The organism is Tissierella sp. (genome assembly GCF_032104385.1).
GTDB lineage: Bacteria > Bacillota > Clostridia > Tissierellales > Tissierellaceae > Tissierella.
The window spans coordinates 19,162-31,949 of sequence record NZ_DAMCHJ010000021.1; the positions used below are offsets into that span (position 1 = coordinate 19,162).

The 12,788-nt window shown below is 31.4% G+C and carries 11 protein-coding genes; all 11 read right to left on the bottom strand.

Going from position 1 to position 12,788, the window contains the following annotated elements:
* Nucleotides 1–24: 24 nt before the first annotated feature.
* The 11 genes from RT714_RS14785 to purF all read right to left on the bottom strand — a co-directional run bounded on the left by RT714_RS14785 (nt 25) and on the right by purF (nt 12,487).
* Nucleotides 25–2,082, bottom strand: a complete 2,058-nt coding sequence (locus RT714_RS14785; RefSeq protein ID WP_313758647.1) for an HD domain-containing phosphohydrolase — start codon at nt 2,080–2,082, stop codon at nt 25–27.
* A 147-nt stretch (nt 2,083–2,229) separates the two neighbouring features.
* A complete protein-coding gene (locus tag RT714_RS14790) occupies nt 2,230–2,691 on the bottom strand; it encodes a chemotaxis protein CheX (protein WP_313758649.1) in 462 nt (153 codons plus the stop codon).
* Nucleotides 2,691–3,110, bottom strand: coding sequence for a hemerythrin family protein (locus RT714_RS14795; protein ID WP_313758650.1), 420 nt, complete (start codon nt 3,108–3,110; stop codon nt 2,691–2,693). The genes RT714_RS14790 and RT714_RS14795 overlap by 1 nt, the downstream gene beginning before the upstream one ends.
* 53 nt (nt 3,111–3,163) lie before the next feature.
* Entirely contained in the window at nt 3,164–4,198 is a 1,035-nt protein-coding gene (locus RT714_RS14800; RefSeq protein WP_313758652.1) for an HD-GYP domain-containing protein, read from the bottom strand.
* Nucleotides 4,199–4,275: 77 nt separating this feature from the next.
* Nucleotides 4,276–4,575 carry a YerC/YecD family TrpR-related protein gene (locus RT714_RS14805; RefSeq protein WP_072975547.1) on the bottom strand — a complete coding sequence of 100 codons (300 nt, stop codon included), beginning with the start codon at nt 4,573–4,575 and terminating at the stop codon, nt 4,276–4,278.
* Nucleotides 4,576–4,661: 86 nt separating this feature from the next.
* Nucleotides 4,662–6,332 (bottom strand): formate--tetrahydrofolate ligase, encoded by a 1,671-nt coding sequence (locus tag RT714_RS14810; protein ID WP_313758654.1) that lies wholly within the window; start codon nt 6,330–6,332, stop codon nt 4,662–4,664.
* Between the two features lie 233 nt (nt 6,333–6,565).
* A complete protein-coding gene (gene purD, locus RT714_RS14815; RefSeq protein WP_313758655.1) occupies nt 6,566–7,825 on the bottom strand; it encodes a phosphoribosylamine--glycine ligase in 1,260 nt (419 codons plus the stop codon).
* 18 nt (nt 7,826–7,843) lie between these two features.
* A complete protein-coding gene (gene purH, locus RT714_RS14820) occupies nt 7,844–9,376 on the bottom strand; it encodes a bifunctional phosphoribosylaminoimidazolecarboxamide formyltransferase/IMP cyclohydrolase (RefSeq protein WP_313758656.1) in 1,533 nt (510 codons plus the stop codon).
* A 10-nt stretch (nt 9,377–9,386) separates the two neighbouring features.
* Complete coding sequence (purN, locus tag RT714_RS14825; RefSeq protein WP_313758657.1) at nt 9,387–10,010, bottom strand: phosphoribosylglycinamide formyltransferase; 624 nt, start codon at nt 10,008–10,010, stop codon at nt 9,387–9,389.
* Nucleotides 9,998–11,032, bottom strand: coding sequence for a phosphoribosylformylglycinamidine cyclo-ligase (gene purM, locus RT714_RS14830; protein ID WP_313758658.1), 1,035 nt, complete (start codon nt 11,030–11,032; stop codon nt 9,998–10,000). Before purM ends, purN begins: the two co-directional genes overlap by 13 nt.
* A gap of 102 nt (nt 11,033–11,134) precedes the next feature.
* Complete coding sequence (gene purF / locus RT714_RS14835; protein WP_313758660.1) at nt 11,135–12,487, bottom strand: amidophosphoribosyltransferase; 1,353 nt, start codon at nt 12,485–12,487, stop codon at nt 11,135–11,137.
* Nucleotides 12,488–12,788 lie beyond the last annotated feature (301 nt).

Below are 12,788 nucleotides of genomic sequence, written 5' to 3' on the forward strand. Positions count from 1 at the left end.
CTCATAATTAAGTTGGATTATTAATTATAACGCATATTCCTTCTCTCTTTCTAAGCTTCTTTTATAAATCAATTGAAATTCCTCAATGTTTTCATTAAATATATCTACTATAGCTGGGTCAAAATGATTGCCCCTACCTTCTAAAATTATTTCTTTAGCTTTTTCAAAAGAAAAAGCATCCTTATATGAGCGCTTTGACAGTAAAGCATCTAATACATCAGCTAATGCAGCTATTCTTCCAGAAAGAGGTATTTCTTCTTCTTTCAAACCTTTCGGATATCCTGTCCCATCCCACTTCTCATGATGGGATTCTGCTATTTCTATTCCCATCTTAAATACAGACTTCCCATTTTTAACTATATTATTTTCTGCCTCCCGTAAAACACTTGCTCCATTAATAGTATGATTTTTCATAACATTAAACTCATCTTCATCTAATTTTCCTAATTTTAGAAGTATCTTGTCTGGAACTCCTACCTTCCCTATATCATGCATAGGGCTAAACTTCTTTATATCTGCTATAAATTTAGAATCTATACTTGCCTTAAATCTTTCATCTTTACTCATTAATCTAGCTAATTTTGTAGAATAATCCCTCATTCTAACTATATGTTCTCCTGTATCTTTATCTTTTTCTTCAGATATTTTTGTAAGAGCCAAAAGAGTTGAATATAGCAAATCTTCTATATATATGTTCTTTTGAAAAGCTATTGCTATAGAGCTACTAAGAACTCTTAAAAATCTCGTATGCTCTTCTTTATATACATTTTTTCTATCACTTGAAAAAAATATAAAACCTATACAAGATTCACTTACCATTAAAGGCAATGTTATTGAAGATTTTATCCCTGCCCTTAGAAGTATTTTATTATATCCAGTTAAAGATTTTCCTTCTATATATTTTCCCAAATCATTTATGATTCTAGGTTGACCTGTTTCTATTATATCACCTAGACTTGTCTTGCATATAGAAACTTCATAGCCTAGTATATCTGTCATTTCCTTGTTTATTGTTTCATTTCTTCCAACTCCATATGAGCCTATTATATATCCCTTATTCTTACTTTTTTCTTCACTATTGAATAAGGCTATTCCTATATAAGAATAAGGGATATAATCTATAAAAGAATCATATATACGCTGTAAAAAGTCATCAAAATCAACTGTTGTATTTATTTCTGTAGTTAATTCTAGTGTTTTGAATAAACCTTGAAATATTCCCTTTATCTCACTTGCAATTCCCTTCATTCCATTGTTTTTCTTTTCCATTATATTTTCAAATCCAATTTCCTTAAATCCACTATACAACTCTCCCAAAGGCAAGAAAAGGTACTTATATACCTGAGAGATTCCGATTATTATCATTATTCCAAGGCTACCTACTATAATTGCTATTATGGTATTGAAATTAGAATATATTTTGTTGTTTGATTCAAAAAATTTATCTGATAATATACCACTAGCTTCTATTAATTGATGTGAGTTTTCATTTATATATGTGTAAGATTCTATAAATTCATTAAAATTTAAGTTTTTTTCATATATTTTTATATAATCTTTTTTTAATTCTTCCCATACTTTAATATTATCTTCTATATATGGTTCAATGATTATCAGATTTTTATCCCATATCTTGCCTTTCATAGAATCATATTCTATGGTTCCACTTTGAATTTCTTTAATCTTTATATCATAGATTTCTATATATTGTTTTAATTTTTTTTTAGTTTCTTGTAATTTGTTTTCTAAGCTAATCTTGTCTATCAATGCTTCTTCTGAATTTAAAACACTCATAATTAGATAAATTGTATCTACATCCCTAGTTATTGTCTTGGCTAATACTTTTTGTTCTATAAGAAGTTTTGATATAGTTTGCCCCTCTTTTTGCATATCCATATAATTTAACACTGAAAATATAACTACGCTTAATATAATAACTATTGAAATGATTATTGCTAAATATCTTCTTTTTAGTCGTTTTAATTTATTTGAACCTTTATACAAAATTTCACCTCTTTTAAAGTTACAAGTTAAATACACTCTTTCTTCTATTAAAAATATCTTAATAGAAAAAGAACTCATAATGAGTTCCTTCGATTATATTATCTAACTGACTTCATATTGAGACTCCATTAAATCAGCAGCTTGATCTATTACACCATTTCGCTCCATAATATCCCTAAATATAATTATATATTGCCAATAATCATTATACAATGAATTTAAATTTTACTTTTCTACCAAAAATATATTAATGTCAAATTCACCAATAGGTGTTTTTAGCGGCATAAGTAATGCCTTTTTATTTGCCATAGAAATAGATTTATACTCTCCTATGATTATTTGTGGCGGAGCAATATCACATATATAATTATGGTTGGTTAAATTGGTTACTGCATTCCCGCCAACAATATTTGCCACCTCTCCTAAAGCTGAGGATACAAAGTTGTCAATCTCATCCATTTCCATTCCTGACATTATTTTTACCATTTCTAATGTCATATCTTTTGTAAAGCTAAAAAGTATTGTACCTTTTAAGTCCCCTGTAACTCCAAGAATAATATTTGCCTCTCTACTGCAAACCATATCCTCTACTATCTGTAAATTACCTCTTTCTACATCCGTATCAAGCATTAATCGAAATACATCTTGAGTTGCCTTATAAAAGGAGTTTACATATTCTGCTTTCATTACTCTTGTCCCCCTTTTTCCCTTACATACTCTCCAATCTTCTGATCCATTTTTCCTACGTGCATGATTAGCCATGTCATTAGCTTAGCACTAAATTCCTGTATCTTTTCCTCCGTAAATCCACCCTGTTCAAAAATCCTAACATAATCATTAATACCTTCTTTAAACTTTCTATGTGCTTCCTTATGTATTTCAATATCTGGATAATTAATTTTTTTCTGATACTCTTCTTCATCATTAAAATGAAACACTACATATTCTTGCATAAATTCCATTGTTTCCTTTACCTTATCCAGTCTTTCATCCCAGTCACTTTTACTTTGAACTATTTGAATAAATTCTGATAAACGCTTAAAAAGTTCTTTATGTTGCTCGTCAATTAATTCTACGCCAACTTTATATTTATCTTTCCACATCATTTTTATCCCTGCTTTCCATCTTAGAATTTATTATCAGCTATTGCTTTTTCATTTTATATTACTATATCTAATATCTCAACTTCTTGTGGTTGAAAAAAATCTATAAATCTATTATCTATTTGTACTATAGGTTTAGTTTCATCTTGGGGATGTATATATACTATTTTTCCAATTGAACCATCACTTAATAAAACCTTATTTCCTACATAAAATGTAGATATGTTCTTTAAAAACAATTGAGTAATTTGAGGATCTAAAGAAGAAAAACTCTCATCTCTAAGATAGTCTGCGGCTCTTAGGGGTGAGTCCTTATCTCTATATACTTTATTGGATGTAACTGCATGATATATATCACATACAGCAATTATCTTTGCGTACTCATGGATTTCATCTCCTTTAATGCCACTAGGATAGCCTGTCCCATTAATTTTCTCATGATGCTGCAGAACTCCTAATAAAATATCATTATTAAATTTATTGGTTTCCAACAATATTTGATAACCATATAGTGAATGATTTTTCATTTCTGTATATTCTTCAATAGTTAACTTACCAGGTTTTTTTACTATTTCATCTGAAATTTTCAATTTCCCAATATCATGTAAAAGTCCAGCTATAGATAAATCTAAAATTTTATCCTTAGAATAATTCATCCATTTCCCTAAACTAGCAGCTAATATACTTACACCTAAGCTATGATTAAATGTATAATCATCTTTTTTTTGAAGAAGTCGCATTTGAGTAAGTATATCTCTTTCTGAGGCTATTTCGTCAACAAATGTATTCATTTCTGAAATTATCTTATCAGATTCCAATTGTTTACCTTCTTTTATTTCATTAAATACATTATCCAGCGTACTCTCTATCTTAGAATATTCCTTAGTCAATTTCTCATTTTCAATTTCATCACGTATTATTTCATCTTTTATAAATACAAAATGTATTCCATGAATATTTAATTTATCAATAAAAGCTTTTGTTATAGCGGTGTTTTCTGGTATTAACACTGCACCTGTTTTTATATCTATTACATCCCTATCTAAGAGCATTCCTATTTCTAGTTTATCAATGTTAGTAAGTTTTCCCAACACTCACACCTCCATCAAAACTAATTACTATTTATGTATCTTAGTAAGAAATAAGGGACTCTTAGTCCCTGTTTTTATTAATCTATTATCCCCAACTTCTTTAATACAATATTATATCCTTCAGAACCATAGTTTAAAGCTCTATTTATTCTACTTATAGTTGCTGTACTAGCTCCAGTCTCTGCTTCTATTTCATTATAGGTTTTATTTGCCTTAAGTAATTTTGCAACCTCAAGTCTCTGTGCTATGGCTTGTATCTCCTTTATAGTACATATATCTTCAAAAAACCTATAACATTCTTCCTTATTTTCCAGAAGTAAAATCGCCTCGAAAAAACCATCTACCTGATCAGATTTTATTTTTGAATTAAATTCCATTTTTTGCCTCCTAATAATTTATAGTTTCTTACTAACTATTCAAGTGGATAACGATAATAATAGCTGGGTCTTTGCCCAGCTATTATCTAGAATAATCCTACTATTTCTCCACTTGGCAATATATCAATATTGTTTGCAGCTGGAACTTTTGGTAATCCTGGCATTGTCATGATTTCTCCTGTTAAAGCTACTAAGAAACCTGCTCCTCTTGATACTTTTATATCTCTAACTGTAATTTTAAATCCTCTTGGTCTACCTAGTAAAGTTGGGTCATCTGAAAGTGAATATTGAGTCTTTGCCATACAAATTGGCATCTTATCAAATCCTAATTTTTCTATATTAGCTATTGTCTTTTCACATGATTTAGTAAAATCTACTCCATCTGCGCCATAAACTTCCTTAGCTATTTTCTCAATCTTAGTTTTAATTGAATCTTCTACATCATATAAAGGTTTGAAATTGGACTCTTTTGTTTCACATACCTTTACTACAGCCTTAGCCATTTCTATTCCGCCTTCTCCACCTTTGCCCCATACTTCTGAAAGAACAGCTTCTGCACCTAATGATTTACATCTTTCAAGTACATAATTAAGTTCTGCTTCCGTATCAGTTGGGAATTTATTAATCGCTACTATAGCAGGTACTCCAAATTTATTAACATTTTCAATATGCTTCTCTAAGTTTTCAAATCCTTTAGCTAATGCCTCTAGGTTTTCGGAGCCTAACTCATCTTTCTTAACTCCACCATTATATTTTAACGCTCTAATTGTAGCTACAATAACTGTAGCATCTGGTTTCAATCCACCAAACCTACATTTAATATCAAAGAACTTTTCCGCACCTAAATCCGCGCCAAATCCTGCCTCTGTAATTGTATATTCTGCCATCTTTAAAGCTAATTTTGTAGCTAACATTGAATTACATCCATGAGCAATATTCGCAAATGGTCCACCATGAATTAATGCTGGTGTATTTTCTAATGTTTGAACAAGGTTTGGATTAACCGCATCTTTCATAAGTAATGCTACGGCACCTTGTGCTTGTAAATCTTTAGCAAATACTGGACTTCCGTCAAATTTATATGCTACTATAATTTCTCCAACTCTAGCCTTGAAATCCTCTAAATCCTTTGATAAACAGAATATTGCCATTATCTCTGAAGCAACTGTTATATCAAAACCATCTTGTCTTGGCATACCATTTGGCTTTCCACCTAGACCTACTACTATATCTCTTAAGGCTCTGTCATTCATATCAAGAACCCTTTTCCAAACTACTCTTCTTGGATCTATATTTAATACATTTCCTTGATGAATATGGTTATCTAATAAAGCTGAAATTAAGTTATGAGCTGTAGTTATTGCATGAAAATCTCCTGTAAAATGAAGATTAATATCTTCCATAGGTACTACTTGAGCATATCCTCCACCAGCAGCTCCGCCTTTAACTCCAAAGCTAGGTCCAAGTGATGGCTCTCTAAGTGCTGTTATGGCAGACTTACCTATCTTATTCAATCCCATTGAAAGACCTATGTTTGTAGTGGTTTTTCCTTCTCCTGCTGGAGTAGGATTAATAGCAGTAACTAAAACTAGTTTTCCATCTGGTTTGTCTTTCAATTCCTCCAAAAGTCCTAAATCAACTTTCGCCTTATACTTACCATAATGTATTAACTTATCTTCGTCTATTCCTAGCTTTGATGCCACCTCAGATATTGGCAACATTGTTGCCTCTTGAGCAATTTGAACGTCAGTCTTCATACTAAATCCTCCTTATATTTATTTTATACTACCTATTATTTAAATTACCTAAGTAAATTATACCCTTACTCATATATGCCTCTTCAATAAAATAAATATTTTTTCAAGAATTTCTATAGATTCAATTTATTGTAAAACTATAATACTATATAGTATTATAACAGAACAACAAGATTTTGGAAATCTTTTTCAATAAAAAAGCAGGTTTTACCCTGCCTTATAAATTAATCAATCTAAAATTTTAATTTTCCTATGTCTTTCCTATACCTCATTCCATCAAAGTTAATATTATTTATATCTAAATAAATACTTTCTCTAGCTTCTTCAATAGTCTTCCCTAAACAAGTAACAGATAAAACTCTTCCTCCATTTGTAATTAAATCATTACCCAATTTTTTTGTTCCATTGTGGAAAAGGATAATATCTTTATCTAGTTTCTCCACACCTGTGATTTTGAACCCTTTTTCATAATTCTCAGGATAACCATAAGATGTAAGAACTACAGTAACACAAACATTTTCTTTCCAAATTAAATCCGAGCTATTTAAAAAACCATCTATAGTCTTTTCAAATATATCTATTATATCTGATTCAAGCCTTGGAATTAATACTTCAGTTTCAGGATCTCCAAATCTTACATTAAATTCTAAAACTTTAGGCTCACCATTCACCAGCATTAACCCTATAAACAATATTCCTCTAAAATCCATTTTCTCCTGATCTAATCCAATTCGTATATTTTCTAGAATATTCTTTTCAATTTTTCCATTTAACTCGTCATTAAATAAAGGGCTAGGAGAATAACAACCTACGCCTCCAGTATTAAGCCCTTTATCTCCTTCATATATCTTCTTATAATCTTTGGCAGATTCCATTGGAATTATTTTATCTTTAGTAACTAAACAAAGAAGTGAAGCTTCTATACCATCTAAAAATTCTTCTATAACTACTTTTTCACCTTCAGAGCCAAAAATCTTATCTCCTAAAATGTTTTTTAATGTATTTATAGACTCTTCTTCACTATTGCAAATAACTACACCTTTACCAGCACATAATCCATCTGCCTTTATGACCAATGGATAAGTAAATTCCTCAAGTCCCTTTATTGCTTCATCTAAGTTTATATAAGATTTATATTTAGCAGTAGGAATATTATATTTTTCCATAAACTCTTTAGAGAAATCTTTACTTCCCTCAAGCTGAGCACATATCTTATTCACACCAAAAATTTTCAACCCTTTTTCTTGAAATTTATCTACTATGCCTAGCACTAAAGGTAGTTCTGGACCCACCACAGTTAAGTCAATTTGATTTTCCATGGCAAAATCTGTTAATTTATCTATTTCATCAACATTTATAGGTATGTTTTGAGCCACTTCAGCAGTACCGCCATTTCCAGGTGCACAGTAAACTTTGCTTACTCTTTGGCTCTTAGATATTTTCCAACATAATGCATGCTCTCTACCACCACTGCCTATAACTAATACTTTCATTTTCTAACCTCCTAGACATTAATGTTTGAAATGTCTTATTCCAGTGATTATCATAGAAATACTATTTTTATCAGCTTCTTCTATAACTTCACTATCTTTTAAGGAACCTCCTGGCTGAATAATTGCTGCAACCCCAGCACCAGACAATAACTCTATAGAATCTTTAAATGGAAAAAATCCATCAGAAGCTAAAACAGCTCCTTTAACCTTTTCTCCCGCTCTTTCTATTGCATTTTGTACTGCCCACACTCTATTTACTTCCCCTAATCCAATTCCTATAGTTGCTTTATCCTTAGCTATAACTACTCCGTTAGATTTTACACTCTTTGCAGCTTTCCATGCAAATAGCAAATCCTCCATTTGTTTTTCTGTAGGTTGATTTTTAGTTACTACTTTTATTTCTTCATTTAATAAAATGCTATCTTTATCTTGAACTAAAAGTCCCCCCAGCACTTTTTTTATATCTAGCTCTTTGTATTTCTTATCCAGAATGCTATCTATTTGTAGAATTCTTATATTTTTCTTTTGAGCAAGTACCTTTAATGCTTTTTCTGTAAAGGAAGGCGCCATCACTATTTCTATAAAAATCTCATTTATTTTTTCTGCTACTTTTTCATCTATTTCTCTATTTGCTGCAATTATCCCTCCGAATATAGACACTTCATCGCATTCATAAGCCTTTTTATAAGCTTCTAATATATCCTTTCCACTTCCAATACCACAAGGATTAGCATGCTTTACAGCCACTACTGTAGGTTCATCAAATTCCTTTAAAGCTTCAATACAACCATTTGCATCATTTATATTATTAAATGATAACTCTTTTCCATGAAGCTGAATTGCTCCTGCTAAAGTACCTTCTTTTTTTCCTACTTCCTTATAAAAGGCTGCTTTTTGATGAGGATTTTCTCCATATCTTAATTCTTCCTTAGACTTATAGGCTAAAGTTAGTTTTTCTGGAAATATAACTTCCTCTATTTCATTAAAATAATTTGATATTAAAGTATCATAATACGCTGTATAGTTGAAAACTTTTCTTGCTAAGTATTGTCTTGTTCTAAAAGTAGTTTTTCCTTCAGATTTTAACTCATTTAGTACCTGTTCATAGTCAGAAGGATCTATTATTACTGTTACATCCTTATAGTTTTTAGCTGCTGCCCTAATCATAGATGGTCCGCCAATATCTATGTTTTCAATAATTTCTTCATGAGTCACACTTGGTTTCTTTATAGTTTCTTCAAAAGGATAAAGATTGTTAACCACCATATCAATAGGATCTATCTTCATATCTTCAATTGTTTTTATATGATTTTCATCATCCCTTCTATATAAAAGCCCACCATGAATATATGGATTTAAAGTCTTTACCCTACCATCTAATATTTCTGGAAAATTAGTTACATTGTTTACCTCTATTACTTCTATTCCTGATTCCTTTAAAATTTTATAGGTTCCACCAGTTGATATTATTTCCCAGCCTAATCTCTTTAATTCTGAGGCAAATTCTACAATACCTTCTTTATGAAAAACACTAATCAATGCCCTTTTCATTATATCACCTCTATTTAATAATCACTTTTCTTCCTTCCCTAGATATCCTTCCGTCACAGTATAACTTCACTGCTTGTACTAATAGTTTATGTTCTATTTCTAATACTTTTTCTTTTAAGATCTCCACAGTATCTTCACTATCTACATATACAATATCTTGAAGTATTATAGGTCCTGTATCTGTACCTTCATCTACAAAATGAACTGTAGCTCCCGTTACCTTTACACCATAAGCTAAAACTTCTTGGTGAACTTTTTCACCATAATATCCCTTTCCACAGAAACTAGGAATCAAGGAAGGATGAATATTTATTATTCTTCCACTGAATTCTTGAATAAAATCTCTTGATAATACCTTTAAATATCCAGCTAAGATAATTAATTCTACATCCCTTTTTTTTAACTCTTTTATTAAATATAAATTATATTCTTCCTCGCTATTAAATAATTTCCTATCTAAATAAATACTTTCTATTCCTGCGTCTTCTCCTCTAGCTAAACCATAAGCATCTTTTCTATTGGAAATAATTAGTTTCATTTCTCCATTTATATTTCCATTTTCAATATTATCTATTATGGACTGTAAATTAGTCCCTCCTCCAGAGATTAAAACCCCTATTTTTACTGGTGACATAATACTACTCCTTCAGTACCTTTCCTAACTTCACCAAGTAATACAAATTCCTCACCTTGATCTTTTAGATATTTTGTAATATCTTCTAGTTCACTTTTGCTTACTGCAATAACCATACCTATTCCCATATTAAAAGTACCGTACATCTCATCTCTTGTAATACCACCCCATTTTTGTAAAAGATTAAAAATAATTGGAGTGTTTATCATAAAAGTATCTATATAGGCTGTTAATCCTTTTGGTATCATTCTTGGAATGTTTTCATAAAATCCTCCGCCAGTTATGTGAGATAATCCTTTAATATTAAATTTTTGCACTAAATTATATACTGGATTTGTATATATTCTGGTAGGCTTTAGAAGTTCCTCACCTATTGTACATCCAAGCTCTTCTATATATTGGTCTACTTCCATCTTTTCCTTATCAAATATTATTTTTCTCACAAGAGAAAATCCATTACTATGAACTCCGCTAGATGGTAATCCTATAATATAATCTCCTTCTTCTATAGTAGAACCATTTATTATTTTTTTCTTGTCTACTACTCCTACACAAAAACCTGCAACATCATACTCTTCTTCCTTATAAAATCCAGGCATTTCAGCTGTTTCTCCACCAATCAAAGCACATCCTGCTTTTATACAACCATTAGATACGCCTTCTACAATACTTGCCATCTTCTCAGGAACAAGTTTTCCTGTAGCTATATAGTCTAAGAAAAATAAGGGCTTAGCTCCTTGACAAAGAATGTCATTAGCACACATAGCTACACAATCTTCACCTATAGTGTCATGTTTATCCATCATGAAAGCAAGTCTTAGCTTTGTACCTACTCCATCTGTCCCTGATACTAAAACTGGTTCTTCATAGGCTTTTGTATCTAGTTGAAACAAACCTGCAAACCCACCTATATCTGATAAAACTCCTGGAACGTGAGTTTTCTTTATCATTCCTTTTATAAGCTGTACTTCTTTATATCCCGCTTCTTTATCTACACCTGCGTCCTTATAAGTTAAGCTCACCATAAACCCTCCAATTATTTAGTTAATAGTGAATAGTGAGTAGCTAAAAAGCCCCTAAGAAATTACTTAAAATTATTCACTCTTCACTGTTTCTAAAACTATTCACTTTTTACTATCCGCTATATTTACTATAGGATACTCCCCACTCAAGCATCCTGTACAAAATCCTTCTCCACCTGCCGCCTTTAATAATCCTTCAAGGGATAGATACTCTAAGGAATCTACTCCTATTAATTCTTTTATTTCCTTCTTTGACATTTGAGCTGCTATTAAGTTTTTTCTATTAGGCGAATCCATACCTAAATGACATGAATAAAGAACTGGCGGCGAAGATATTCTAACATGTATCTCTTTAGCACCTGCATTTCTAAGCATTTCAATAGTTCTTTTTATAGTAGTTCCTCTTACTATAGAATCATCCACTAATATTACTCTCTTTCCTTCAACATTTTCCTTTAATACATTGAGTTTAATTCTAACTCCTTGCTCCCTTAGTTCTTGAGTTGGTTCTATAAATGTTCTGCCTACATATCTATTCTTTATTAAACCTTCTGCATATGGAATTCCTGACTGTTCTGCATATCCTATGGCTGGTATAGTACCAGAATCTGGTGCACCTATGACAATATCCGCATCTACAGCTGACTCTTTAGCCAACTCTTTTCCTGCATTTATTCTTGATAAATAAATACTCTTACTATCTAATTTACTATCTGGTCTTGCAAAATATATTATTTCAAATAAGCATGGTCTTTTCCCTCTTGTATTTTTATTTATAGATTGTAACCCATTTTCATCTATAACCACAATTTCACCAGGCTCTACATCCCTAATAAATTCAGCTCCTATAGTATCAAAGGCACAGGTTTCTGATGCCAATATATAATCTTCTCCAAACTTCCCTAGAGAAAGAGGTTTCACTCCGTAAGGATCCCTTGCACCTATTAATTTATCCGTTGTCATCATAACTAATCCATAGGTCCCACTTATAGTTTCCAAGGCCTTTACTACAGCATCTTCTACACTATCTTTATGATATCTAGCTATTAAATTAGGTATAACTTCAGTATCTAGTTGAGATTGAAATATGCCCCCCTGATCTTCCAATTCATCACGTAGTTTTTCAAAATTTACTACAGCACCATCATGAGCTAATGCCAATGCACCTCTTTTATATCCAACAACTAAAGGCTGTGCATTTGTAGTAGTTGTATCTCCTATGGTAGCATATCTAATATGTCCTATACCAATATTCCCTCTAAGTCTTTCCATAATTTTCGTTGGAAAGACCTCATGTACTAGTCCTAAGTCCTTAAAGTAATCAACAAAACCATTGTTATTTACTGCAATACCTGTACTTACTTGACCTCTATGTTGTAGTGCATATAAACCATAGTATATTATCTTTGATACGTCATTTCTTTTTTTACTATAAATTCCCACAACTCCACTCAAGATTACACCTTCTCTCTAGTTATAGTTCACAGCTTCGCAGCTCAAATTCATTTGCTCATTATCATTCGCATGAATTTGGCGTTCGTTGCCTTTGACCTACTAAAGCTCACTATCGTTCGCTAAGTTAGGTCATTTCCCGCAGTCTCACTGCATAAATTCATTTGCTCATTATCATTCGCATGAATTTGGCGTTCGTTGCGTTTGACCTACATCAGCTCACTACTTTCGCTGTGTTAGGTCATTTCCCGCAGTCTCACTGCACAAATTCATTTGCTCATTATCATTCGCATGAATTTGGCGT